30 protein-coding genes are annotated in these 21,802 nt (G+C 63.2%); 2 read left to right on the top strand and 28 right to left on the bottom strand.

The genetic code is table 11. The features are described 5' to 3' along the window. Positions 1-2 precede the first annotated feature (2 nt). The 21 genes from AADA15_RS06270 to AADA15_RS06370 all read right to left on the bottom strand — a co-directional run bounded on the left by AADA15_RS06270 (position 3) and on the right by AADA15_RS06370 (position 15,364). Positions 3-281: a hypothetical protein gene (locus AADA15_RS06270; RefSeq protein WP_341640693.1), complete on the bottom strand. Its 279-nt coding sequence runs from the start codon at positions 279-281 to the stop codon at positions 3-5. Then, positions 271-1,011, bottom strand: coding sequence for a hypothetical protein (locus AADA15_RS06275; protein WP_341640694.1), 741 nt, complete (start codon positions 1,009-1,011; stop codon positions 271-273). Before AADA15_RS06275 ends, AADA15_RS06270 begins: the two co-directional genes overlap by 11 nt. After that, positions 1,011-1,919, bottom strand: a complete 909-nt coding sequence (locus AADA15_RS06280) for a hypothetical protein (protein WP_341640695.1) — start codon at positions 1,917-1,919, stop codon at positions 1,011-1,013. Before AADA15_RS06280 ends, AADA15_RS06275 begins: the two co-directional genes overlap by 1 nt. Continuing rightward, positions 1,916-2,452 (bottom strand): tail fiber domain-containing protein, encoded by a 537-nt coding sequence (locus tag AADA15_RS06285; RefSeq protein ID WP_341640696.1) that lies wholly within the window; start codon positions 2,450-2,452, stop codon positions 1,916-1,918. The genes AADA15_RS06280 and AADA15_RS06285 overlap by 4 nt, the downstream gene beginning before the upstream one ends. Beyond that, positions 2,452-2,703: a hypothetical protein gene (locus AADA15_RS06290; protein WP_341640697.1), complete on the bottom strand. Its 252-nt coding sequence runs from the start codon at positions 2,701-2,703 to the stop codon at positions 2,452-2,454. Before AADA15_RS06290 ends, AADA15_RS06285 begins: the two co-directional genes overlap by 1 nt. 12 nt (positions 2,704-2,715) lie before the next feature. Beyond that, positions 2,716-3,960 (bottom strand): head decoration protein, encoded by a 1,245-nt coding sequence (locus AADA15_RS06295; RefSeq protein ID WP_341640698.1) that lies wholly within the window; start codon positions 3,958-3,960, stop codon positions 2,716-2,718. After that, positions 3,960-4,187 carry a hypothetical protein gene (locus tag AADA15_RS06300; RefSeq protein ID WP_341640699.1) on the bottom strand — a complete coding sequence of 76 codons (228 nt, stop codon included), beginning with the start codon at positions 4,185-4,187 and terminating at the stop codon, positions 3,960-3,962. Before AADA15_RS06300 ends, AADA15_RS06295 begins: the two co-directional genes overlap by 1 nt. A 3-nt stretch (positions 4,188-4,190) precedes the next feature. Beyond that, positions 4,191-4,532: a hypothetical protein gene (locus tag AADA15_RS06305; protein WP_341640700.1), complete on the bottom strand. Its 342-nt coding sequence runs from the start codon at positions 4,530-4,532 to the stop codon at positions 4,191-4,193. A gap of 135 nt (positions 4,533-4,667) precedes the next feature. Further along, positions 4,668-4,925: a hypothetical protein gene (locus AADA15_RS06310; protein WP_341640701.1), complete on the bottom strand. Its 258-nt coding sequence runs from the start codon at positions 4,923-4,925 to the stop codon at positions 4,668-4,670. Continuing rightward, complete coding sequence (locus tag AADA15_RS06315; RefSeq protein WP_341640702.1) at positions 4,922-5,140, bottom strand: hypothetical protein; 219 nt, start codon at positions 5,138-5,140, stop codon at positions 4,922-4,924. The genes AADA15_RS06310 and AADA15_RS06315 overlap by 4 nt, the downstream gene beginning before the upstream one ends. Continuing rightward, positions 5,137-6,069: a C40 family peptidase gene (locus AADA15_RS06320; RefSeq protein WP_341640703.1), complete on the bottom strand. Its 933-nt coding sequence runs from the start codon at positions 6,067-6,069 to the stop codon at positions 5,137-5,139. The genes AADA15_RS06315 and AADA15_RS06320 overlap by 4 nt, the downstream gene beginning before the upstream one ends. A gap of 75 nt (positions 6,070-6,144) precedes the next feature. Continuing rightward, positions 6,145-6,456, bottom strand: a complete 312-nt coding sequence (locus tag AADA15_RS06325; protein ID WP_048599768.1) for a phage holin family protein — start codon at positions 6,454-6,456, stop codon at positions 6,145-6,147. Then, on the bottom strand, positions 6,453-7,109 hold the full coding sequence (locus AADA15_RS06330; protein ID WP_341640704.1) for a tail fiber domain-containing protein: 657 nt from the start codon (positions 7,107-7,109) through the stop codon (positions 6,453-6,455). Before AADA15_RS06330 ends, AADA15_RS06325 begins: the two co-directional genes overlap by 4 nt. After that, the gene (locus AADA15_RS06335) at positions 7,109-9,658 is read right to left on the bottom strand and encodes a phage tail protein (RefSeq protein ID WP_341640705.1); all 2,550 of its coding nucleotides are present in this window, start codon (positions 9,656-9,658) and stop codon (positions 7,109-7,111) included. Before AADA15_RS06335 ends, AADA15_RS06330 begins: the two co-directional genes overlap by 1 nt. A gap of 15 nt (positions 9,659-9,673) precedes the next feature. After that, positions 9,674-10,081: a DUF6950 family protein gene (locus tag AADA15_RS06340; protein WP_341640706.1), complete on the bottom strand. Its 408-nt coding sequence runs from the start codon at positions 10,079-10,081 to the stop codon at positions 9,674-9,676. 2 nt (positions 10,082-10,083) lie between these two features. Next, the gene (locus tag AADA15_RS06345) at positions 10,084-10,644 is read right to left on the bottom strand and encodes a hypothetical protein (protein ID WP_341640707.1); all 561 of its coding nucleotides are present in this window, start codon (positions 10,642-10,644) and stop codon (positions 10,084-10,086) included. After that, entirely contained in the window at positions 10,644-11,231 is a 588-nt protein-coding gene (locus AADA15_RS06350) for a hypothetical protein (protein ID WP_341640708.1), read from the bottom strand. Before AADA15_RS06350 ends, AADA15_RS06345 begins: the two co-directional genes overlap by 1 nt. A 1-nt stretch (position 11,232) precedes the next feature. Next, complete coding sequence (locus AADA15_RS06355; protein WP_341640709.1) at positions 11,233-13,674, bottom strand: phage tail tape measure C-terminal domain-containing protein; 2,442 nt, start codon at positions 13,672-13,674, stop codon at positions 11,233-11,235. A 48-nt stretch (positions 13,675-13,722) separates the two neighbouring features. After that, complete coding sequence (locus tag AADA15_RS06360; RefSeq protein ID WP_341640710.1) at positions 13,723-13,887, bottom strand: DUF7697 family protein; 165 nt, start codon at positions 13,885-13,887, stop codon at positions 13,723-13,725. Between the two features lie 167 nt (positions 13,888-14,054). Then, positions 14,055-14,423, bottom strand: coding sequence for a phage-derived protein YdaY family protein (locus AADA15_RS06365; RefSeq protein WP_341640711.1), 369 nt, complete (start codon positions 14,421-14,423; stop codon positions 14,055-14,057). A gap of 2 nt (positions 14,424-14,425) precedes the next feature. After that, positions 14,426-15,364 (bottom strand): phage tail tube protein, encoded by a 939-nt coding sequence (locus AADA15_RS06370; RefSeq protein ID WP_341640712.1) that lies wholly within the window; start codon positions 15,362-15,364, stop codon positions 14,426-14,428. Positions 15,365-15,466: 102 nt separating this feature from the next. On the opposite strand from AADA15_RS06370, the gene AADA15_RS06375 reads away from it, so the two are divergent. Then, on the top strand, positions 15,467-15,673 hold the full coding sequence (locus AADA15_RS06375; RefSeq protein ID WP_341640713.1) for a hypothetical protein: 207 nt from the start codon (positions 15,467-15,469) through the stop codon (positions 15,671-15,673). Positions 15,674-15,695: 22 nt separating this feature from the next. On the opposite strand, the gene AADA15_RS06380 is transcribed toward AADA15_RS06375, so the two are convergent. Further along, positions 15,696-16,115 (bottom strand): acyl-CoA transferase, encoded by a 420-nt coding sequence (locus tag AADA15_RS06380; protein ID WP_341640714.1) that lies wholly within the window; start codon positions 16,113-16,115, stop codon positions 15,696-15,698. An 85-nt stretch (positions 16,116-16,200) separates the two neighbouring features. Between AADA15_RS06380 and AADA15_RS06385 the strand changes: the two genes are divergently transcribed. Further along, the gene (locus AADA15_RS06385; protein WP_341640715.1) at positions 16,201-16,899 is read left to right on the top strand and encodes a hypothetical protein; all 699 of its coding nucleotides are present in this window, start codon (positions 16,201-16,203) and stop codon (positions 16,897-16,899) included. 30 nt (positions 16,900-16,929) lie between these two features. Here AADA15_RS06385 and AADA15_RS06390 read toward each other — a convergent pair whose 3' ends face one another. Genes AADA15_RS06390 through AADA15_RS06415 form a run of 6 tightly spaced genes read right to left on the bottom strand, consistent with a single transcriptional unit; the run spans position 16,930 to position 21,800 of the window. Beyond that, positions 16,930-17,562, bottom strand: coding sequence for a DUF6441 family protein (locus AADA15_RS06390; RefSeq protein ID WP_341640716.1), 633 nt, complete (start codon positions 17,560-17,562; stop codon positions 16,930-16,932). Beyond that, complete coding sequence (locus tag AADA15_RS06395; RefSeq protein WP_341640717.1) at positions 17,559-17,870, bottom strand: head-tail joining protein; 312 nt, start codon at positions 17,868-17,870, stop codon at positions 17,559-17,561. The genes AADA15_RS06390 and AADA15_RS06395 overlap by 4 nt, the downstream gene beginning before the upstream one ends. Then, positions 17,870-18,883 carry a major capsid protein gene (locus tag AADA15_RS06400; RefSeq protein WP_341640718.1) on the bottom strand — a complete coding sequence of 338 codons (1,014 nt, stop codon included), beginning with the start codon at positions 18,881-18,883 and terminating at the stop codon, positions 17,870-17,872. The genes AADA15_RS06395 and AADA15_RS06400 overlap by 1 nt, the downstream gene beginning before the upstream one ends. Positions 18,884-18,928: 45 nt before the next feature. After that, positions 18,929-19,300 (bottom strand): head decoration protein, encoded by a 372-nt coding sequence (locus AADA15_RS06405; RefSeq protein ID WP_341640719.1) that lies wholly within the window; start codon positions 19,298-19,300, stop codon positions 18,929-18,931. A gap of 6 nt (positions 19,301-19,306) precedes the next feature. Continuing rightward, complete coding sequence (locus tag AADA15_RS06410; protein WP_341640720.1) at positions 19,307-20,287, bottom strand: head maturation protease, ClpP-related; 981 nt, start codon at positions 20,285-20,287, stop codon at positions 19,307-19,309. A 4-nt stretch (positions 20,288-20,291) separates the two neighbouring features. After that, positions 20,292-21,800 carry a phage portal protein gene (locus AADA15_RS06415; protein WP_341640721.1) on the bottom strand — a complete coding sequence of 503 codons (1,509 nt, stop codon included), beginning with the start codon at positions 21,798-21,800 and terminating at the stop codon, positions 20,292-20,294. Positions 21,801-21,802 lie beyond the last annotated feature (2 nt).

A 21,802-nucleotide genomic window follows, 5' to 3' on the forward strand; every position in this document is an offset into this window, starting at 1 on the left:
GGTCAGCACCGGCAATTGCAGTTGCAGTTGAACTGCCGCCGCACCGAGGTCACGGTAACATCCCCCGTCGTGCCGCCGCCGCTGATGCTTTCGACATAACAGTTTCCCACGTATGGGTATGCATAGCTTTGACTGATATTCACGCCCCCACTGGGCGCGCCGTTGGTCACGGTCACGGAGGTAATATCGCCTGTGCCGATGACCGGCTTGTTTGCAATGCGCGACCAATCCACATTGCCGCTATCGTCGATGACGATGGTGGTACCAACCTTATAGGCCATGAGAGCCTCCTTGCGCCTGATGGGCCAGGATCTCTGTGAGCCCGGCTTTGCAGTGAGAATTGGGAAGGTCGAGCGAACAAAGAATCGGAATGCACATCCGCTCCTCGCCCTCGAAATAGGTGCTGTCGTGCGGCACATGCCCCTCGAAGACCAGCATCGAGCCCGCCTTTGGCTCGACCGCATACCAACCGCCGACATAGGCGTTGGGATTGTTGCAGGGCCAGAGCCGCTTGCCGACATTGGCCGGATCGTAAAACCGCACCGCCCCGCGATGCAGCGAAGTCTCGGGGCAATCGGCGTCGAGCACCACCCGCGGATAATAGGTGCAGACGATGTCGCTCTGGATATGGGTGTGGGCGTTGATGCCGACGTTTTCCCGCGCGGTACGGCGCTGCCAGAAGGTGTCTGACATCATCCGGATATCGCCCTGATGATCGTAGCCATAGGCGAGTTGCAGATATTCCCGCACCCCGGCGGCAACCATCTGCGCGAGCACCGCAATCGCCGGGTCGCACCGGTCCATCAGGAAGTTGTGCCGCAAATGCCCGAGATGGTTGGTATCATCGCCGACATTGCGGCGGTCCCTCGCATCCTGAATTCGGTTTGCAAGCGCATCCTCGGCCGCCAGCGCATGCAGCCGGTCATTGAAGCCCTCTGGCATCTCCCAGTGCTTATGCAGCACGAAGCTTGGATAAATGAGCTGGAATTCACTTTTGGTTGCGATTTCCATCACACCACCTCCAACACCATCTTGCCGATCGCCGTGTAATGCTCGGTGTTGATCTTGACCGCGATCTGATCGCCGGGCGCGAGCCCCAAGGCCTCAACAGCAAAGCTGCCCGTGCCGTCCGGCCCCGTCACCAACCGCCGCTTCGGCAGATAGCCCGCATCAGACTCGAGCTTCAGCGCCAGGGCATGGGCACAGGGTGCGCTGTCGGCGTTCCAGTGCAGCGCCACGGCCACCTCGGCCCGCCCACCGGCGGGCACGGTGAGAACCGCCCCTTCGGCCGCAACGGCATGGAAATAGAACTGCCGGAACCACTGGCCGTCCTTAGGGATCGTAGCGTCATCGACGCGCCCGGCGATTTCCGTGCCGTTCAGGAAGATCGGGTCCTGATCGCAGAGCACCTCGATGCGCAGCTGATCGAAGGGGGCCTCAAGGGGCATGAAGATCACCAGCGCATTGGCGATCTGGGCACGGGCCCGGTGTCGGAATGAGAGATCGACCTTTTCGCGTGCGGATTGGGCAAAGCGGTTGCGCCAGGGCAGCGGCTGGCCATTGTGGCCGACAGCAATGTCGATCAGCGAATAATCGACAAGCTCATCGCGCCCCCGCATGCCATCCGCAAAAATGTAGGAGCGCCCCTTATAGATGCCGCCATGCGCAGCCCCCGGCAGATCCGGGACCAGAACCTCATTGTAGCTCAGATCGACGAAGCCTGCGTTGTTGCCAAGGCTCGGCGGAGTTTCGAGGTGGCTGCGCAATTCGGCCCAGGGCATGACGCCGGCCATGCCGGATTGCGTGCCTTGGGCCGCGCGCTCAAAGACCGCAATCCCGGCGTAATCGGCCTTGATGTCGACGGCATAGTGCAGCGGCACGCCACAGTTCGTGATAGCGACAAGACCGGTCTGGGTCACGGGAGTTTCCTTTTCAGCTGGGCGACCTCGCTCGCGAGGTCTTTGATGGCCTCGACGAGGAGGCCCACGAGATTGCCGTAAGCGAGGCGCAACACGCCCTCGGCCTCAACCACGGCCTCCGGTGCGACCACTTGCACCTCCTGCGCGATGAGACCCATCTGGCGGGTGTCGCTGCCCACCATGGTGAAGGTGACACCGTTGAGCGCTTGCACCTTGGCCAGCGCATCTGCGATGGGCGCGATGTCGGATTTCAGGCGTGCGTCTGAGGAGGAGACGAAGTTCGGCGCGGTGACCGTGCCTGTGAAGGTGGCCCCACTTAGCGCCGCACGGGTATCGAGCGCCGACTGGAAGCCGGTTATATCGCCCGTCGTGTGCGTGTGGCCTTCCTTTGAAAGCGCCTGACCGCCGGCCGTGATGCCGTCATGAACGACAATGGTTTTCTTGGTCGTGTCGACGGTCAATTCACCAGCCGCCCCAGTGAATACGGAATGTTCCGCCGTGGTGCCGCGCCGGCGCTGGATCTGGGTCGTCATCAGAGGATGCTCCCGTAATCGGCGCTGCTGGAGGGCTGTGAGCTGATCTGCCCGTAGTCGAGCGTGATAGTGCCGCCAGCGCCGATCTCGGACTGTTTGGCAAATGCCTCGAAGCTCGACGCCGAGATGCCGATGGCAAAACGGCCCTCATCCGTCACGAGATAGGGCTCGCCCGCGATCAGGGTTCCTGAACCGGCCGCAGCGGTCAGTTGCGCGCGGGTCCCGCGCTTGATTTTCAGACTGATGGCCATGGGGGGACGTCCTCAAAACGTGCCGGCATCAAGCACGACGCCGTTAATCGTCCCACCAGAGATCATCACATTGCTCGAAGCTTGCGTGGCCATTGACCCAAGCCCGAGATTCGAACGCGCTGTCGCCTTGTTCGGCAGATCGGAAAGGTTCGAGGCAGCAGAGAGCTTGCCCGCCAGAGCGTTCGTGACGGTGGTTGCGAAGTTCGGATCGTCCCCAAGGGCCGCCGCCAACTCGTTCAGCGTGTCCATCGCGCCTGGGGCAGCATCGATCAGCGCGCCGATGGCGGCAGCAACGAAGGCGGTGCTCGCAATCTGCGTTGTGTTTGTTCCTGCGGCGGCGGTCGGAGCCGTCGGCGTGCCCGTCAGGGCCGGTGAGGCTAGCGGCGCTTTCGCGTCCAGCGCGGTCTGCATCCCAGTGACTTGCGAGATCGGATGACTATGCGCCGAGGGGGTAAAGCTGGTGGGTTTGCCGGTAATCCCGGCCCAGGGCGCGGCATCCGCCACCTCTGCCGCATCGACCTTGCCATCTTTGTCAGTGTCATAAGCGGACTTCAGCATGTCGCCGGGGCCAAAATCGACAATGGCCTGCTGCACGAAGGCGGTCGTCGCCACTTGGGTGGTGTTCGTGCCAGAGGTTGCCGTCGGGGCTGTGGGCGTTCCGGTGAGTGCGGGCGACGCCAGCGGCGCCTTGGCATCGAGGGCCGCCTGCAGCCCATCCACATTGCCTATGACATGGGCATGGCTGTCATCGACGACGGCCGCTGTGATGGTGACATTGGCAGACCCATCGAAGCTGACAGAGCCCGAGAGGTCGCCTGCCAAGGTGATGCTGCGCGCCGTGGCCAGTTTGATCGCTGACACCGCATTGGCGGTCGCGCCGAGTTTGGCATCAAGCGCGCCTTGCAGACCGGTGACATCGGCAATCGCGTGACTGTGGCTCAGCGCGGCCTTGGCCCCAAGACCCGCATCGAGTTGCGATTTCCGCACGAGATCGGTTGCGGCGCTGGCATCTTGGGCAGATTTTGGAACGGTCGAGAAGGTTTTCGCGCCCGCGACGGTTTGCGTGCCGACAAGCGCCAGAAACCCGCCCGAGCCTGCCATCGGCACCACCGAGGTGGCATTGCCGGACCCGTCATCGCCCTTGCCGATATAGAGCGTGTCATCGACCTCGTTGTGCGCGAGCTCGCCGGACTTCAGCGCAGCGGGCGCGCCCGCCACGCCAGAGACGCGACGTTTGAGTTGGATGGTGTTTGCCATCAGAAAAATCCCCCGTTGATGGGTGCGTCGGTTGGAAGAATGGTGATCCCGGGCTCGCCTTGGTCACCCTTGTCGCCTTGTGGGCCGGTCACCCCCTGTGGCCCCGGTTGGCCGAGAACGCGGATGCCGATCGGCCCCGCAGCGAGGCGGAGCATGACCGAAGCCTTGGAGATGACAGACATCCGGATCGGCCCTGTGAGGGGCCGCAGATCGAGCGAGGCTGCCATGGATCAGAGCCCCCGTGTAACAGGCAGCAGCACCGGGATTTCTAGCAACACGCCAAGATGGCGATCGGGATCGATATCCGTGCGGACGAGGTCCAGCACGACAGTTCCGGGCGTCAGAGTTGCCGTCGCATCGGCGGGCAGAACGATTTCGAGCGTTCGAGCGTCCCGAAGCAGGACCCCACCATTGGCCGAGGTGATCGTGGTCAAGACCGTGCTTTCGCCCACAGCGCGGCGCAGGTGACCGGTGAATTGAGCCACATCAGGGAACAAATCTGCCTCGGCCTGGAGCTGCAAGCGGTATTCATAGCCGATCAGGATGACCGGACCTTCCTGGACTGTTGTCATGGCCGCCACCCGCAGAGCCGCGCACCGACCTCATTATGGGCGACGATCTGGGCCAGAGTGCCGTCGCTCAACAGATCACCACGAGAAGGACGAATAGGCTCAGCCCAATCGCAATCGTCCCGTAAGCCTCGTGGCTCAATCGCGCATCCAGCGGTTAGCCCGGCGCTCAAGATCAGCGCGGTCAGCGTTTTGAACGTCATGGCGGATGTCCTTGGATGTTTGCAGTGCCCGAACCTGGGCGTCGGCACGGCGGATGGCGAGCTCGGCCTCTGCGGCAAGCCGGCCCTGTCGGATCAGGATCCAGACGGCGACGCCTATGGCCGCAACAATCGCACCCCAATAGGCGACGCGGCGCCCAAGGCCCGCGAACAGCGATGTCAGGATGGCGCTCATGCGGGTGCTCCCAGTGAGAGGGCGACGCAGCGTGTGTCGAGCAGCAGCACGGATTGTCCGCGCGCATCGACGACGGCCCGCATCTGATCATGCGTGCAGACAGCGGCATCCTCGCAGGCGGTGAAGTTTGCGTAGCGGCTTTGGCTGATGCTGCTGGCGCAAACAGGCAGGTCATCCCCTGCAAGGCAGGAGACGACAATCAAGACCCAGATCATGGCGTTTTCCCCGAGCGATAATCGTCGATCCGGGCCGCCTTCGCGCGGAGCGCATAGAGAACGACGCCGACGAACACCGCCGCGCCGATCCATGGCAGGGAGACGGAGAGCCACTCTTCCAGCCCGATCAAGGTGAACATGCGCTCGGCCACATCGCGCGCCTGTTCAGCTTCGACCAACGCCGGTGCAATCTGACTACCGATGGAGCCTGCAGCACCAATCACGCCCAGACCAATCTGTGCATTGGCTGCCGTCACGATCCGGCTATCCGTGGGGACACCAGAGGCCCGCTCGGGGGCGATTTCGCGAGGGGCGGCATTCTCCAGCGCCTCTGCCAGCGCGACATCGATGATCGGCACGAGAGCCAGGTCGTTGTCCTGCCGGAAGGCCAGAATGGCAGCGCGGGTGCGTGGCCCAACCTTTCCATCTATTTGACCGACTTCGTGATAGCCCAGATCTTTCAACCGCCGCTGCACCGATTCCACTGAGAGCGTCACAGCAGGCGCGACATTCCCGGCGCGGCGCACGCCGAGAAGTTTCGAGACCGGAAAGCGCTTCACATTGACGGCGTCGTCCTGATTGCCCCCAAGCCCCCAAACCCAAGCGCCCTCAATCCGATCGATGAAGAACACGTGCCCCTGCCAGTTGGAATTGCCGCGCGGAATGACCCCGATGTCGCCCTGCTGGGCGTCTGCCACTTCGATTGGGATGCCCCAGTCGAGGTAAGAGCGCGCCGTCAGCTTGCGGGTGGATTTGATCCCGGCTTGCTCAAGGCAGTGGCCAACGAAGGCCGCGCACCAGGCCACAGAGTCATGTTCCACCCAGTCGTGACCAACCGAGGCATACATCTCCATAATGGTGGGATTGTCAGCGGCGCCCGGCCCCTCGGTTGTGCCGATGTAGCTGCGGGCGATATCGAACGGTGTCATGGTTGTCTCCCATGCAAAGGAAAACGCGCCCCGGAAACGGGACGGCGTGCAGGATTTCTGTGAGCGGTGGGCGGGTTATTTCTTGCGGCAAAGCCAGGCGGCGAGCAGAGCTTCCGCCCCGCGGGGCCCGAGATAGGCGAGCGTTGCCACGAACCCGGTCGAGACCGGCTGCGACAGGCCGATGTAACGCGCCGCAGCCTCCCCGATCAGCGCCATGCCGACGGCGACGGGGATTTCCCAGAGAAGTTCCTTGCCAAAAAAGCGGCGATTGCCGAGCTTTACCTCGCCCGAATGCCACATCAGCCGTCCGGTGAAGGCGCCGATCAGCGTGGTAACCGCCCCACCGAAGAACGAGTTGATCATGTCGATGAACCCACCATCATTCATGGGCGTGCCTCCTCAAGCGCCGCCACCCGGGCGGCCAGTTCCTTGACGGCCTCGATCAGAAGGCCGGTAATATTGCCGTAGGCGACGGAGAGCTGACCCGCCTCGTTGTCCCGCACGACTTCGGGCAGGACGGTCTCGACCTCTTGGGCGATGACGCCGATCTGGCGGCTGCCATCCATTGTGAAGCGCACGCCGCGCAAGGCGCTGACCAAGGCCAGCGCGTCAGAAATGGTCTCGACCTCAGATTTCAGGCGAGCATCTGACGAGGAGACAAAGTTCGGGGCCGTGACGACGCCAGTGAAGGTTGCGCCGGACAGCGCCGCCTTCGCAGCAATCGCCGCGTCATAGTCGGCTGCCGACTTGGTCGCCATCGAACCAAGGCCAAGGTTCGTCCGCGCCACGGCCGTGTTGGCCAACCCAGAAAGATTGCCAGCCGCATCGAGCAAAACATCCCAGTCCGTATTCGTGGCATTCCGTCGGCGCAAAACCGGCGGTGAGACCGATGTATCGACCCACAGCATCCCCGCGACGGTCGTGCTTGGCGCCGAGGCGCCAGCGCTTGTCGATTGCAGGGCGGCAATCACCTCATTGATCCGCGCCCGCACGGCGGCCCCCGCATCATTGGCAATGGTAAAGCTTGTCGTCTGCGCCATCAGGCCACCTCATCGGCATAAAGCCGCAGTTGTGTGACGATGGGCGTGTAAGACGCATCCTTCGTCGTCAAAAAGGCGCGGGCCTCAATGCCCCGCGCCTCAATCTCATGATTGTCGAGACGCCCCCACGGGCCCCAGCTTGGGGAGCCCGCCGGATCGTCATCGGTTTCGCGGATTTCAAAGAGTACATCGATTTCTGCGCCGGCCGATCCGTCAAAATCGGCCCATGTGTCCATCGAGGCTGTGCGCGCATCGATCCGGTCATTCAGCGCCAGTGCCGCCACGCCGATCTCGGAGCGCAGCCGCACGCGTTTGACAGCCCCGAGATCAAGACCGGTCGCAAAGCCATAGCCTCCCTCCATCGCCGCCACCTGCGGGATGCCATTTGCGTCGAGGGCGGTAGCGAGCGTCAGGTTCGCACCCGTGACCTGCAGCCCGGATTTTTGGCCGACAAAACCAGGATCGGCTTGCAGAAAGTCCAAGGTCGAGAAGGCCAGCACTTGCGCGCCCTTGGTCGAGACCCGGGTTTCAGGGCCAGCACGGCCGCCGCTGTCTTCAGCCCGCACCAGATAGGTGCCAGGTTTCAGCGGCACGACGGCGATGGCCTCGCCGCCCGAGACCCGGTCCATCGAATAGCTGTCGGCCCAGGTGGCCGTCGCTTCCTTCGAGTGCCGGATTACGATATTGCCGCCGACCCGCACGTCAGGATCGGCAGAGCGCGTCCATTTGAGTATCGCAAGCCCACCCGCCGTTTGCAGGGTCACATTCTCGAGCTGCGCTGGTGGTGCCGTCAGCCCAAGGATTTCGGCTTGGGTTTCCTGCCAAGGCGAGGAGACGCCCAGAACCGAGATCGCCTTGACCCGGAAAACCCAAGCCCCCGGCGCGATGTCGCGGATTTCGAGCGCGGTGCCGTCGGTGCGGCCATAGTCGATCCAGTCGGCCGCGCCAGCAAGTTTGCCTTGCAGCTGATAGGCCGCGACAAATCCCGAAGGTGCCGCCTCCCAACTGATTCGTGCCAGAACCTTCAGCCCACCCCCATCCCGCGTGATGTAGAGGTCCTCAGTGACCTGCGGAGCACCGGGTGCCGGGATATCGTAGGCATTGGGCAAAGCCGTCCGTGGGGCAGCTGAGTAAATCTGCTGCTCAGAGGCCGACCAGTCGTAGACCAAGGGCGATGTCTCGCGCAGCACGAGTTCTGGCAACAAAAGCGCGCCATCGCCCGAGGCCGTCAGATCAAGACTGACCCCATGGACCTCGAAGGGTTTGGCCGCAAAGCCCCAGCGGGCATAGGAGAGCGTCACCACATCTCCGACTGTGGCCGCCCAGGCAGACAGTTTCCCCGACAACCGAACCGTCATCTGGCGACGTGCGCGTTCTAGCTCGATTTTCGCGAGACGCTGCGCCATCGACGCAGAGATCGTGAAGGGCAGCGAGATGTCGCGCCATTTCCACTCGCCGCCATCCTCGGCCAGGTAAACATCCGAGGCATAAGCCGGGAAGTCATCTGGCTGCCAATCGTTCTCGGGGCTGACGAACTGCCCGCGCACCCCATTGAAGTTCGACGACATCGTCACGCGCGTTGCGATCGTCAGCCCGCCTTCGCGGACATGGTCCGAGGTCAGCGCCACATCAGGCGCGCGCCAAGCACCCGCGTGGATGCGCCAGGACCCGCCCGAGAAGGCGCAGCGGCCGGCGAAGCTCGACAGCATCCCCTCAATGATGGTCTTCGGGACTTCTGAGAGGGTGATCACTCCGTTGCAGGCATAGCGCGGCTCGGATCCACCGCCTGCAAGAGGAACGGTCTCGTCACAGATGTTCGCCGCCTCAACGAGGGACATCTCGTCGATCCCGTCGGGCTGGCCGATGCGCGCACCGATGCCCCAGGTCGGGTTGGCCATGTAGTCAGCAAGGCAAAGTGCGGGGTTTTCTGAGTAGCCCGCCGTTTGGGTCCGTGGGTCCCAGACGTCGTCCTTACCCTCGAGATCGACCGTGATGTTCGGGATCCCGCCCGGGAAGGCGTCCTGGTCATAGGTGAGCCGCAGCCGGATTGCGGCACAGCCCCGCAGCCGATGGTTCTCAGTCCATTTGTCCGGCAGAGCTGCCTTGAGGCCTGCGAAAGCGGTCTGGTTGGCGGCGCCCAGTTTCTTTTCGACGAGGACCTTGCCGGCCCATCGGCCTTGAGCCACACCTGCGGCATTCACCGCCACTTCGCCTTCGAAGTAGATCGCCCCGATCGATTTAACCCGATGGGTGGCCAGCACGATCACCAGATCGAGGAACTTGTTGTCCGACCCCGAGGAGTGCAGGAAAACGATGACCCCGCCCTTGCGAGTGCGGCCATAAACAAGATCGCGCGGCACGACGGGCTCGCGGATCGTCACAGTGCGCGGCTGCATCGTGGTCTGCGGTTTTGGCATCAGGGCCTGCGCCGCATAGGAAAGCAGAAGCGTGCCGCCGATCCGAAGAAGGGCCGCACCAATTCCGCCTGCAGCCAATACGCCGCTGATCGCCCCCGCGATCGCGGTGACGGCTGTCACGATGAAGGGCATGGAGTGGATCCGTGTTCAGATGGGCCAGGTAAGTCGGCAAGAGGTCAGCGGCACGGTCACGAGGCCTTCAGGGGCCATCCCAACCGCCGAGGCCCCAGTGCAGATACCGAACCCAAGACCGGTATCGGCCAGAACGATGTCGCCGCGTTGCGCAAGCAGCACGGATTGGCGCGGTTCTCCCAAAAGCGCGCGGCCCATCTCCTCGAGCGAGGCCCAGCCCAGTCGGCGCATCACACGTTCGCCGCCAAGCGCGGTGGTGTAGCGACCCCTCCAGAGGGCTGCGATATCCTCGCCGCCCGTGAGGATCATGCGTGTTTCAAAAGCAAAGGTCGGGCAGTCATGGACGCCCCAGACAAAGGGCTTTGCCCGTGCGGTATCAATCGCCGCAGCAAGCAGGCGTTCCCAGTGGTCAACGCGGGCCATGACTATCCGCGCCCCCAGGTGATTTCGCGATCCTGGATCGCTGTTACGTACTCAAAACCGAGATCGCCGGAGAACAGCACCTGCTGGCTTTCATGGGTATAGCGCCAGGTCCGTGCTACGGTCAGGTCGATCAGACGGCTCTCATAGCTGATGGTGATCGTGCAGGTCTCCGCGTCATCCTTGATTTCTGGGACGTCGAGCCGGCCCGAAAAGGCCTGCACCGGATCGGCAATGATGTTGCCATTCTCGGCCAGAAGCCCCAGCCAGATCCGGCCCGGTAGGCCCTGACGCGCTTCATCGATGGCCATCTGCACAAGGTCCAGCGGCACGCCGGAAAGCGAGACGGCCGTGCCGCCGGCCACGACCTCTCCGGTTTCGTCGAGGGAGCCGAGGCCCAAAAGCGATCCAGCGCCGGCCCAGCTTTGACCGTTCCAGCTGACCCCTCCTAGACCCGACCAGATCCGGACCCAACCCGTCGCGAACTGGCCCTCGAAGAAGATGACCGGCCTGAGGCTTTGATCCGCCAGCGAAGTGGCGAAGGCGTGGGTCAAATCGCGGCTCATCAGAGCGCCTCCCGCGCTGAGATCGTGAAGCGGTGCTGATCCGCCCGGCCGATGACCGACGGGACCGGGGCCGTCAGGCGCAACAGAACCGATGGGGCATCAAGGCCGAGAAGCGTGCCGACCGGCACCGAGGCCCTGAGCGGCGGCACGAAGGCGAGCGTGGCCTCACTGCCCAAAGGCGTCACATCTGCCGTCATCTGGTAAAGCCGCGTGGTGGTATCCGAACCCAGTTGGAAGAAGTCGCCTGCGCGCATCCCAAGACCCCAACCGGCCGTGCGAAGCGTTGATATCCCTGCGCCTTGTGCCTCGGTGACGTAGGGATTGCCCGCCGCCGCCGGCACCTCGATCGAGGGATCGGGGAAGAGGAACCGGCCCCGCAATCCACCAAGGGCCGTGAAGAAGGCCGAAAGCCGCCGAGCATTAGCCCCTTGGGTCACCACCATCTCGATCTGGTATTCCCACCACGACGCGCCCCAGTCCTGGATCTGGGATGTGCCGGTGAAGGGCGAGCGCGCCTCGGCGACCGAGGTCACGAGGCGCCGCTCGAGCGAAGACACGAGCGTCAACGGCAAAACAGGGATGGCCATCTCAGATCACCTGACCCCGGCGCCGCCCATCGGCCACGCTTTCTTTGGCGATGCGGGCGATTTCCGGGATGGCCGCGCGAAGGCGCGCGTCGATCTGCTCGGCAACCCCCATCTGCGCCCCACGCGCGTCGATGTTGACGGTCACGCCTGAGCCAATGCTGCCGCCCCGGCCATAGTCAGCCGCTTCGCGCCGGTTTAGCACCCGTTCCCCGCGCTGCAGGATTGTCGGAACTTCGTCAGGGCGCAGACCGGCCCAACCGCCGGAATGCATCCGTGGAGCCGCTGCAAAGGCCACCGCAGGTACAGAGCGGCTATGTCCGGACAGTCCAACGATACCGCCCGCATGCGAGACGGCCGCCGCGACGGAACCGCCGCCAAAGATGCCGGAGAGCGCCGAGGCGATGGGCCCCAGCACCGCGCGCTTGAAGGACAGAACCGCGAGGTCCGCCAGGATCGAGCGCACGAGGCCCTTGAAGTCGAATTTGCCGGTTTCGACAAAACTCCGAAACGCGCTTTCTGCGCCACTGAAGGCTCCAGTCAGGCTTTCGCCGAGGCCTTTGCCCCAGTTCAAAGCCTCTGTGGCATAAGCCTGAAGAGATTCTGAGACTGCGCGCCAACCGGTAGCGATCTGTTCGCCAGCGGTCCCGGCCGTACCAGCAGCTCGGCCCATAGCATCCGACAGCCGATCTGCGGAGGCCGTGGCCTCATCCAGCGCCGCTGCACCTTCTTCACCCGTGCCGGCAACGGCATCGCGAAGTGCGCCCCAGGAGGTGAGTGAGGCGGTTGCACCGTTGGCGAGATCCGTCGCCGCCTGCCTATAGGTGTTCGCGGTGGCCAATGCCTCGGCGGCAATGCTATCAAGCCCAAGGTCGGGAACAGTGAGTGGGTTATCCTCGAAGGCGCGCCGAAATGCCTCTGCCGCAGCCGTTCCGGCATCTGCGGAGGCCCCGGCGAAAGGGTTCTGAATGTCGCCGAGGCTGATTTCGCCGATCTGACCGAATGTGGTCTCAATGCCGACAGCCGCCAGCGCATCGCGGATGTTTCCCGTAAACGCGTCGATCCGGCGGATCGCCCCGTTCAGCATGGCCTCGATCCCGTCGAGCATGCGGTTGGCCGCCGAGAAGACCAGATCCCCGATCACATCCGGAAGGCGCGACCAGATCTCGCGCACGGCGAGAAGTGCGCCCTCGAAGGTGTTGGCGGTGGTGTTGCCAAAGGCGACCACACTCTCGATGGCTCCAGCCATGCCGGTCGCCGCATCGGCTTTGAGATCATAAAACGTGGCTGTGGCACGCGACCCGGCCGCGTTGGCCCCCATTTTGATCCGTTCCCAGACCTCGACAGCGACATCTTTCAAAAGCCGCATGGCCTCACCGAAGCCGCCTGCGCCAGACGCCAGCCGGGTGAACCAGTAGACCAGTTCGCCTGCGCCCACGATCAGCGCACCGATGCCGGTCCGGATCAGCGCGCCTTTCAGCACGACAAGCGTGGTGGCGAGGCCTCGGACAGAGAGCGCCGCGGCGGCCATGGCGGCCACCCAACGTCCGGCGAGGAAAGTTGCAAAAGTCCCGGCGTAGATGGCCAGTCGATCAAGGTTGGCCAGGACCGCGTCAAAAGCCTGGCTGATCGGGCTTGTGGAAGACGCCAACGCAACAAAGGCGTTCGCCGCGGTCTCCAACATGGGCGCCAATGCGACAGCGATCCGGTTGCGCACGCCAGTAAACACCTGGCCGATGCTGACCAGCGCGAGTTCCGACCGGCGCATGGCTGCGATGGCATCAGCGTCGAGCACCGCGCCAAGCGCCTGCGCCTGCGCGCCAAGCCGCGTCATCTCTGCCCCGCCGTTTTGCAGCAGCGGGATCAGCCGCGTCGCATCCGAGGCCATGGCCTCGAGATAGAAGGTCATCTCCTGCTGGCTGGCGCCCGCGCGCTCGAGGCTGTCGACATAGAGTTGCAGCGCTTCGGGGCCTGAAAGCCGGGCGAACTGGTCCGCCGTCACCCCCACTCTTGGCGCGATGTTCTCGAAGAAATCCGCCATCGGACCGCCGCCGGTTTGCAGGAAATCACCTACGCGGTCGTTCACGTCCTTCAGGATGTCGGCCAGCTTCTCTTGCTCGATCCCCACGGTGGCCGATGCCGCCGACCAGCGCTGGAACAGCTCTGGATTGGCATTGGCGACCTGGGATAGTTGGCCGATTTCGTTAGCCGCTGCGACGGTTGAGCGGGTCATCGCGACAACGGCACCGGCCAAAGCAGTTGCGGCAGCGGTCGCGGCGATCCTGGCCCTGCGCGCGAAGGCGGCCATACGGGCGTTTGCGAGTTCCATTTCACGGCTGAGACGCCCGAAGCCACGAGATCCGGCCTCTCCGACACCTTCCAGCTCAGCACGCACTTGTCGGCCTCCCGTCGCGGAAAGCCGGACGGAAACGCGCTTTTCTGCCATGGAAAGACGTCCTCATTAGATGACACCTCGTTCCAGTTGGAAACGAGGTCAGGTCAGGCCTGATCCGGCCTGAAGGTGTTCATTGATCTTGCGCACCATCACCGCCTCGATGGGCGGCAGGAGTTCCGCGAGGATGAGGGGCGAGAGACCGAGGGCCGCACCGAGTTGCAGGGCGACGCCGATATCCCAGCCGAGGACAGCGCTGCCACTCATCCCGCCGGCCACCCGAACCTGTCCGCCGAGGCGCTGGACCAGATCCCAGACCTGCCAGCCCTCAAAACTGCGCGGCGCGTGAAGACTGCGCGGGCATTCCACACACGCAGAGGGGCATGCGGCGCAATAGTCACCGCCCCCGCCAAACTCCCAGTCGGCGAGAGCGGTCAGGCGTTTTTTTCCGCATCCAGAATGAGCGCGCCGGCGATGTACTTAGTCTGAAAGGCCTCGAAGATTGGCCAGAGTTCCAGCAGAGCGTCGATGCCTTGGGGCGTCAGGGCCAGCGGTTTTCCGTCCTCATCACCGACGCCGTCCCAATCTTTCACGACGATCCGGGCGACGGCTTTGGCGACAATGCGCGCGAGATCGTCGTTGGAATGGGCCGCATCGCTTTCAGCATCTACCGCCGCGGCGACAATTGCCGGATCGCTCCGTGCGGCCAACATAATGGCCGTGGTCAGCGGCTCCACCAGCAGGCGGACACCGTGACAGAGATCGAGCCAGCGGGGCTCAGTTGAGAGGTTCAGTCGCAGCATGGTCAGTAATCCTCCCGGTCATTGATGAGCGTGACGGTACACATCCGGCCCGCGTCGGGATCGCTGGCGGCCTGCCAGTCGAAGGTCGCCTGCACGCCTTGCGGGCCGGAAATCTCGATCCGGGGGCGCGGAAGATAAACGGCATGGGCCGTCAGGGTCAGGGTCTCGCCGGTGGGCAGCGTGTAGGAGAACTCGAGCTCGCAGGCCTCGCCGTTGATCGCTTGGGTAACCAGCGTCTGATCGGCGAAACGGACGACGACATTGCCGGTCAGAGCCGCAATCGATGGGTCCGCGCCGTCGATCTTGCCATCGGCCCGGATCGTTTCAATGCGGTCGAGATTGTTGGCATAGGTAAGGTCGGCGGAGACAACGTTACCTATGTTGACCCCGTTTCGCGTAATGGCCCCGTTGAAATGGCCAAAGCGTTTTAGCGCGATATTGGCGGGCGTGCCTACCGCCGTGCTCGTGGCGATCGCTTCACCCTGCGCCACGATGCTGGCAGTTGCGGTGAGCAACCCGGAGCGCGCCATCTGCCAGTTGAGGCTGTCCACCATGCAGCCGGAATACATGGCGAAGCGTGGCACCTCCGGCATCCCGGTCTCGACCGAGAACGACGGCAGCGCCCAGTTTCCGGACCGGAATTCGTGGGTGTAGGGTCCCGCGCCGGTGGTTGTCGGGGTGCCAAAAGCGGCCGTCAGCCAGAAGCCAAACGCCTCGGCATCCAGCGGCACGACCACATCGCCATCCGCCGTCACTGCATCTTTGATCGGCGCCTGCGGATCCCGGCCATAGCCCAGAAGTTCCGAGGTTTGCAGCGGTTGCTCAGCCCCCAGCGTCGTGCTGGCAAAGGGCATCTTGGTGAAGCCGCTCACAGGCGGCGTGCCATAGGTCGTCTCAAAAGCAAGCGCCATTTGCGCTCGCGCCCCTTGGGCTCGTGCCATGGTGTTCTCCTGTCCCGGAAACAATGCTAGAGGCGTCGCGTGACATCACAGAACCCGCGTTTTCCTCGGGTTGCGGATCACGCGCGCATTTGAGGGGCTGCCATGTTTGAAACAATTTTCACCATCATCATCGGGCTGGCGGCCCTTTATATCGTTCTTTGGATCTACATCCTGCTTCCTGCAGGAATGGCCACGAAGCGTGGCCGTAGTGCCTTTGGCTGGGTCGTTCTGAGCCTGCTATTCTCGCCAATCCTGGCCTGCCTTTTGCTTCTACTCCTCGGGGACAATCCCAACGCGCAGCGCACTTAGCCGGGGAACGGTCACTTGGCGCTTATCCAAGCGGATCGCTTGTGGCGTAGAACAGGGACACCCTGATCACGGCCGCCTTCAGGCTCGCCGCGCCCTCGACAGGCAGGTCGACAGGCTGTGGGGCTTCGGCCTCGACCCAGTCACAGAGCCCGCCCAGCGTCCGGTCGGCGGCGAGCGCCGTGCCGATGCTGGTGCACAGCGTATCGAAAGCGGCATCACGGTCGGCGCCCTGCACGACCGCCTCGATTTCGGCGCGATGCTGGTAATGGTAGCGCAGGGGCGAGAGCGTCACCTCGGGCTCCCCCGGCTCGCCGTCGCGCAGGATCAGCAGGCCTGTGGACGGGACGCGCTCGGGCAGCACGTCACCGCGAAGGGCGGTGGCGGCCAGCGCCGAGAGCCGCGCGTGCAGCGCGGCGAGGATGGATTCCCGTGAGGTGGGCATCTTCAGCCAACTCTTTCTGTATATGGCGAAACGGGTTGGTTCCGATTAACTTGCCAATTGCTGAAGCTGCGGGAGGCGGAATCACATGCGAAAGATCAGTCCAGATGGCGTTTGGAACGATTTTGCTGCTCAGCTTGACGAGCAATTCGCGTATTATCAGAGCTCGTGGAACACGCTCAAGGGTGCCGACGACAGGAAGATTGCAACCGAAAACTACATCCTGACCATCGGCGTGATGTTCGAGGGGTATGTGAACGATTTGGTTTTCGCCTATGCTAATAGAGACTGCTCGAAGGTGATGCAGCACCTTGAGAATAGCCTCCGAGCTTGTTTACAGACGGTGCCCAAAGCAGAAGCTGCATTCAATAAGTTCGGTGATTTCAAGCAAAGAGACCACCTTACAAAATCCGATCTAAAGGAAATTCTCGATCCGGAAGGCCGCAACACGTCGTTTCCAGACTTTGCATCAATCGAAGATCGAGCAAACCAGTGGCTCGCTTCGGCGCATGCGCAGAAATTTACAAACCTAAGCGCCCAACAGCGAGCAGTTATTAATGCGGCGATTGCTGCTAGAAACAATCTCGCACATCGGAGTAAGTCCTCTCTCGACAGGTTAAATGTCGTTTTCAACGCTGGAGCTCTCCATCCGACGGGACTCAAGCGGAACGTCAATCTTATCCAACAAGCGGGTCACTATCTTAAAGCCCGTCCAAACAACGGGGATTCTCGGGCAATCATTTTGGGCCGCCTTCTAAGAAATGCCTCGGAAGCATTGGTTCACTGACCAGTGACTGTTTTGCAACCATCTGAAGTTTCAGTCATAATCTCCCCCCACCCAGTTCGCCACGATCAGCCCCGGCACGGCCGCCTGCGCGCGCTCTGCATCCCGTGCCAGATCCAACCGTTTCGCGAGCTTCACCTGTGGCACCAGTAGGAAGATCGGTACTGTCGCCTTACCGCGCCCGGTCTTTGAGCGAGACGCAACGCCCAGTCCGCGGCTGTTCAACCGCCCGTCGGCCACCAAGAGGCTCGGTCCCCGGCGCCGATAGACAAACCGCAACCGTAGCCCCCGCCGCCGTTCCCATTCCCCAGGCGTGATGCGCCCACCTTTCAGACCTTTGCCTGCCGCCGCTGTGGGGATCGCGAGCCAAAACCCGTCCTTCGAGCGGATCAAAGGGCCCGTGTCGTGCGCGCCGACGATGACCGGGGCCTTCGACCAAACCAGCGCAGCCGCTTTGAGGCTTTCACCAGCCTTTGGATAGGTCTGGCTCCGGATCGAATTCGCGAGGCGACGGCCAAGCCCCGCTTGGGTGATCTGCCCGCGCCAGGCGGATTTCAGGTCAGTGCCAGATTCGCGCATCGCGGCGCTGACAGCCTTTTCGCCGGCCTTGATTTCAGCCGCCATCACGGCGACGAGGTCGGGTGTAATATCGAGGCCAAGTTTCATGCGGGGGTCAGTTCTATCGTCCAGACCAGCCGCTCGCGGTCACGCCGCGGTTCGCCATGGATCAGGAAGGTCTCCTCCCCGATCAGGACCTGCTCCTGTGGGCGGGGATTTGGGATATCCACCACCCGAACGTCGATCCGGGTAGTGTCAGAAAGCAGCCGGGCCGATCCGAACTCGGTGATCTCGTCAGGACGGCGCAAGATGCCCCGGGCACGGGTGAACTGCCCCTCGCTGTCCCTATGCCAGATCTCGACCGAGAGATTGGCATCGAGGAAGAGCACCCCAAGGGCATCGGCGAAGGCGCTCATCAGGTCCGTTTGGCTGAGCGCAGCACCTGAGGCCGGGTGCAGATCGGCAGCGGGTTGCTTTCGATCTCAAGGCGCACCCATTCGTCTCGGTCGCGGTCGGGGATCATGCGGGCATAGAGCGGCAGGCCGAGCGTGTTCACCGTCTCGAACGTGTCGGCTGGTGCGTAGTAAATCTCGAACAGCCCCTCGACCCCCTCGGGGTAAAAATACGCCTTGTCCGTAGGCACGCCGAAGCCGAGGCCCCCGCGATAGCGGCGGAAGGTGATGCCGCCAAAGCTGACCTCTTCGCCGACGCGGCCTCGCAAATCGGCTGCGGCTGCGGTGTTGAGATAGGTCTCGCGCACCTCCTTGTGCGCAACAAGATCGGCAAAGAAGGCCGAGCCGCATTCTGCGCGGAGCTGGACCTGACCGGCAGCCAGCCCGCCGAGGCTGTCTTCCACGCTTTCGATCAACGCTTGGCAGCGTTTGCGCAGGGCGCCAGATGCAGGCGACTGGTTGTCGAGATCGAAGTCGACCTCGGCCGCCGGGGTGATGCCGAACTCTGTATAGTAATTGATCACCGTGGCGCCGTCCTTGGGGTCCTTCACCACGCCCTGAATGCCGTTGAAGAGGTGGAACTCGAAGGTCGCTTCCGCGTCGTTGCGCAGCCGCCTCATCTTGACGGCCACTTCGGACTGTAGCTGCTGGACTGCTGTCTCCGAGCCGAAGTCCCGGACACCCTGGATTTCCGAGGCCCAGAGAACATCCTGCTTCTTGAACTGTCGGCATACGAAGGCGCGCATGTCGCGCCGTTCGGGCACCTGTTGTTCATAGGCCGAGCCACGTTCCGAGAACGGGATCAGCGACAGTGTGCCATCGCGGCTTTCGATCATCACGGTGCGCTGGCGCACGCCGCGCGACCCAAAAAGGCCAGAGCCCGACAGGATCGCCGGTTTGAAGGGGATGTTTTCCAGAGCCCGGGTGAGCTCGATGATGCTGAAGGCGTCGCCCTCGAAGATGTCCATGGTGGCCATTGCGCCAACCTCCTGAATTTCGATGAAACGGATGCGCGCCGGAGCTCAGCGCAGGATGATGCCGAGCGCGGCCAAAGCCGTTGTGGCGGCGGTGATCTGCGCCTCGGTTGCGCCGTCGGGCCAAACGATCTCATGCTGGTTCACAAGCGCGGGGCCGCGCAGGACGACAACGCCCGGTGCATCGGCCGCCGTGGCATCGACACCGGCCCAGAGAATGCCGGCGACGTTCTGGCTGCCGTTCGTAGCCGCCGGTGCAAGGCCAGTGTATTTACCGCCGGTGGTGATCTTGCCCAGCACGGTGCCGGGTTCGAGCTTTCCAGCCCCGGAAGCGATGGTGACGGTTTCTCGGGTGTAGTCGCGGAGCACTTCCCAGACGAGGAAGCCGCCCGCGTGTTTGCCTTCTGTGAGCGTGGTCATGGACGCTTATCCTTTCGTCTTGAAGGTGCGGGCGATCACATCGCCCCAGGATTGGGTGGTGGCCGCACGCCCGGGTTGGGCATGGACGGCGGTGATGTCGGGGGTGGCTTCGGCCTTGGCCGCGAGAAGGCGAATTCTGACCTCGTCGAGACCCACGTCTTCTTCGAGGAACCGGCCTGCCATCTGCGGCTGGCCCGCGAGCCTGCAGAGATCGATCACGGCCCGCGCATGTGCGATGGCCTCGGCGCGAACGGATGCGGTGTCAGCCATTGTGAGCTCACTCGCGGCCATGGTTGGCGCTTCCGCAGCTGGATGTTCGGGGTCAGGTAGGGAGTTGGCCTCTGCAATACCCTCGAACTGGGGCTCAGGGGCTGCAGGCTCGCCTCCCTCACTTGCTGCCTCGACCACTTCCGGCGGCGCGTTGCGGAAGCGCGCCACATCGAAGGACGCAACAAGTTTCACAGGCTCGGCGATACGGTCGATGAAGCCGAGCTCCAGCGCGTCCTTGGCATCAAGCCAGGTCTCAGCCGCCATCAGGGTGGCGATTTCCTCATCCGGCTTGCCCGATTTCGTGGCATAGCCCTGAATGAGGCTGCTTTTGACCTTGTCGAGTGCCTCGGCCGTGGACCGCATATCCTCGGCCGTGCCCATGACCAACCCCGAGGGGTCGTGGATCATCAGGAAAGCGTTTTCGGGCATGACGATGCTGTCGCCTGCCATGGCGATATAGCTCGCCGCCGAGGCCGCGATGCCATCGATCCAGACGGTGATCTCGCCCGGGTGCCGCTTCAACGCGTTGTAAATGGCGACCGCGTCAAAGACCGAGCCGCCGGGGCTGTTGAGACGCAGATCAATCGCCGCATCGTCGGGCAGCGCACCGAGTTCCGCGAGGAACCCCTTTGCTGTGACGCCATAGGCGCCGATTTCGTCATAGATCAGCACTTCCGTGCCCGAGGTGCGGGCACGGATCGTGTACCAGGATTTCATGGGATTACTCCTGTTGTAGGTCGGCGCCCGGGTTACTGTCGGACGGTCCGTCACTAGAATTCGGGTTGGGCTCTTGGACGGGCGTTGCCCTTGCCCCCTGCGTTTCACCGGGGCTAGCGCGATAGGTCAGGCCCAAGTCTGCTGCGCGTTTCGCGTCAGAGGCATTCTCGCGATCGACCTCTTCGATGTCGTAGCCCGTCGCCTCGACCACCTTGCGCCGCGAGGTGAGCCCCGCCTCCATTGCCAGCACCTGCGCTTGGATATCCTTCAACGGGTCGACCCAATCCCACCGTGGCGGGATCCATTGCACCGGCCGAGCCGTCACAGGGTCTGCGTCAAGTGCGCCCGAGAGCACAGCCGTTTCCAACCAGCGCCGCCAGATCGGGCGGCATAGCTGGTGGGCGATGACCCCGTGCTGCAGCTGGCCAATGCGGCGCCGGAACTCGACGAGCTCTGCCCGAAGGCTCGAATAGTTCGCCTGCCGGACATCGCCGGTGACGAGGTGATACGGCAGCCCCAGCGAGGCCGAGACCGCTAAGAGCGTGCGGTATTGGAACGCCTCATAGCCACCGCCGACATCGGCGGGGCTCGAGAACTTTACATCCTCACCCGGCAGCAGCACCTGCATGGTACCCGGCTCGAGACTTGCGATCGCGGCCCCATCAAGATCTGCCTCGCTTTCGCCCATCAACGGGTCTTCCGGGGCCGTTTTGGTGATGAAGCCCGCGAACATCGCGGCTGTTTTCTTCCGGTCGAGTTCTGCATCGTCGTATTGGTCGAGTAGAAACAGCCGCACCATGGCCGGGGCAACATGCGGCAGGCCCCGGATTTGGCCTGCATCGATCGGCCGGTAGATGTGCAGCACCTCCTCGGCCGGCACGCGCACCGTGTCCGGCACCGCAACGCGCTGATCCGTGCTGTCGCCGGGATGGCGGCGACGGAAATGATAGGCCACCCGCCGTCCGATTAGGTCGAACTCGATCCCGCAGCGGATGCGATTGCCGTTCGGGTCGATTTCGGTTTTCTCAAAAGGCAACATCTCTGACTGCAGAAGCTGCAACTGCAGCGGCACAAGCAGCCCGTCCTCAGCGCGACGTGGGCGCAGGCGCACAAAGCATTCGCCCGCGACAAACATCTCGCGTGCGACCATGGCCTGCAGGCCGTAGAAATCGGTCAGACCATCGGCGTCCGCTTCATCTGTCCAAGCAAGCCAGAGGCTTTGCACCTGGTCACGCAGCGCCGCATCCGTAATGAGCGAAGACGGTTTAATGCCGTCACCGACGAGATTGGCGGCGAAGGCTTCGCAGGCATTCGCCGCATAGCCGTTGGTGACGACCAACTCGCGTGAACGCGCCAGCAGTCGCGGGCCGCCATAGGCAACCAGCGCGTTGATGTTTTCCAAGGGCGGGTTCCAGCCCCGCAAGCGGCGCTTGGCCATAGCCCCTTCGAGACGCGCTCGCATGGCTTCAGGGCCGCTCGGCTTGGGGCGGCGGAACATGTCGAAGAATGCCATCT

Source organism: Phycobacter sedimenti (assembly GCF_038148855.1).
Classification (GTDB): Bacteria; Pseudomonadota; Alphaproteobacteria; order Rhodobacterales; family Rhodobacteraceae; genus Phycobacter; species Phycobacter sedimenti.

Coding starts and splice junctions, on each gene's coding strand:
- AADA15_RS06355 (WP_341640709.1), bottom strand. CDS start 13,674: ATGGCAGAAAAGCGCGTTTCCGTCCGGCTTTCCGCGACGGGAGGCCGA.
- AADA15_RS06275 (WP_341640694.1), bottom strand. CDS start 1,011: ATGGAAATCGCAACCAAAAGTGAATTCCAGCTCATTTATCCAAGCTTC.
- AADA15_RS06300 (WP_341640699.1), bottom strand. CDS start 4,187: ATGGCAGCCTCGCTCGATCTGCGGCCCCTCACAGGGCCGATCCGGATG.
- AADA15_RS06400 (WP_341640718.1), bottom strand. CDS start 18,883: ATGGCCACCATGGACATCTTCGAGGGCGACGCCTTCAGCATCATCGAG.
- AADA15_RS06350 (WP_341640708.1), bottom strand. CDS start 11,231: ATGGCCATCCCTGTTTTGCCGTTGACGCTCGTGTCTTCGCTCGAGCGG.
- AADA15_RS06415 (WP_341640721.1), bottom strand. CDS start 21,800: ATGGCATTCTTCGACATGTTCCGCCGCCCCAAGCCGAGCGGCCCTGAA.
- AADA15_RS06385 (WP_341640715.1), top strand. CDS start 16,201: ATGCGAAAGATCAGTCCAGATGGCGTTTGGAACGATTTTGCTGCTCAG.
- AADA15_RS06270 (WP_341640693.1), bottom strand. CDS start 281: ATGGCCTATAAGGTTGGTACCACCATCGTCATCGACGATAGCGGCAAT.
- AADA15_RS06365 (WP_341640711.1), bottom strand. CDS start 14,423: ATGCTGCGACTGAACCTCTCAACTGAGCCCCGCTGGCTCGATCTCTGT.
- AADA15_RS06285 (WP_341640696.1), bottom strand. CDS start 2,452: ATGACGACCCAGATCCAGCGCCGGCGCGGCACCACGGCGGAACATTCC.
- AADA15_RS06370 (WP_341640712.1), bottom strand. CDS start 15,364: ATGGCACGAGCCCAAGGGGCGCGAGCGCAAATGGCGCTTGCTTTTGAG.
- AADA15_RS06345 (WP_341640707.1), bottom strand. CDS start 10,644: ATGAGCCGCGATTTGACCCACGCCTTCGCCACTTCGCTGGCGGATCAA.
- AADA15_RS06390 (WP_341640716.1), bottom strand. CDS start 17,562: ATGAAACTTGGCCTCGATATTACACCCGACCTCGTCGCCGTGATGGCG.
- AADA15_RS06305 (WP_341640700.1), bottom strand. CDS start 4,532: ATGACAACAGTCCAGGAAGGTCCGGTCATCCTGATCGGCTATGAATAC.
- AADA15_RS06340 (WP_341640706.1), bottom strand. CDS start 10,081: ATGGCCCGCGTTGACCACTGGGAACGCCTGCTTGCTGCGGCGATTGAT.
- AADA15_RS06405 (WP_341640719.1), bottom strand. CDS start 19,300: ATGACCACGCTCACAGAAGGCAAACACGCGGGCGGCTTCCTCGTCTGG.
- AADA15_RS06290 (WP_341640697.1), bottom strand. CDS start 2,703: ATGGCCATCAGTCTGAAAATCAAGCGCGGGACCCGCGCGCAACTGACC.
- AADA15_RS06335 (WP_341640705.1), bottom strand. CDS start 9,658: ATGCCCTTCATCGTGACAGCCGTCACCGCGATCGCGGGGGCGATCAGC.
- AADA15_RS06325 (WP_048599768.1), bottom strand. CDS start 6,456: ATGAATGATGGTGGGTTCATCGACATGATCAACTCGTTCTTCGGTGGG.
- AADA15_RS06410 (WP_341640720.1), bottom strand. CDS start 20,287: ATGAAATCCTGGTACACGATCCGTGCCCGCACCTCGGGCACGGAAGTG.
- AADA15_RS06320 (WP_341640703.1), bottom strand. CDS start 6,069: ATGACACCGTTCGATATCGCCCGCAGCTACATCGGCACAACCGAGGGG.
- AADA15_RS06310 (WP_341640701.1), bottom strand. CDS start 4,925: ATGAGCGCCATCCTGACATCGCTGTTCGCGGGCCTTGGGCGCCGCGTC.
- AADA15_RS06295 (WP_341640698.1), bottom strand. CDS start 3,960: ATGGCAAACACCATCCAACTCAAACGTCGCGTCTCTGGCGTGGCGGGC.
- AADA15_RS06330 (WP_341640704.1), bottom strand. CDS start 7,109: ATGGCGCAGACGACAAGCTTTACCATTGCCAATGATGCGGGGGCCGCC.
- AADA15_RS06395 (WP_341640717.1), bottom strand. CDS start 17,870: ATGAGCGCCTTCGCCGATGCCCTTGGGGTGCTCTTCCTCGATGCCAAT.
- AADA15_RS06380 (WP_341640714.1), bottom strand. CDS start 16,115: ATGCCCACCTCACGGGAATCCATCCTCGCCGCGCTGCACGCGCGGCTC.
- AADA15_RS06375 (WP_341640713.1), top strand. CDS start 15,467: ATGTTTGAAACAATTTTCACCATCATCATCGGGCTGGCGGCCCTTTAT.
- AADA15_RS06315 (WP_341640702.1), bottom strand. CDS start 5,140: ATGATCTGGGTCTTGATTGTCGTCTCCTGCCTTGCAGGGGATGACCTG.
- AADA15_RS06360 (WP_341640710.1), bottom strand. CDS start 13,887: ATGAGTGGCAGCGCTGTCCTCGGCTGGGATATCGGCGTCGCCCTGCAA.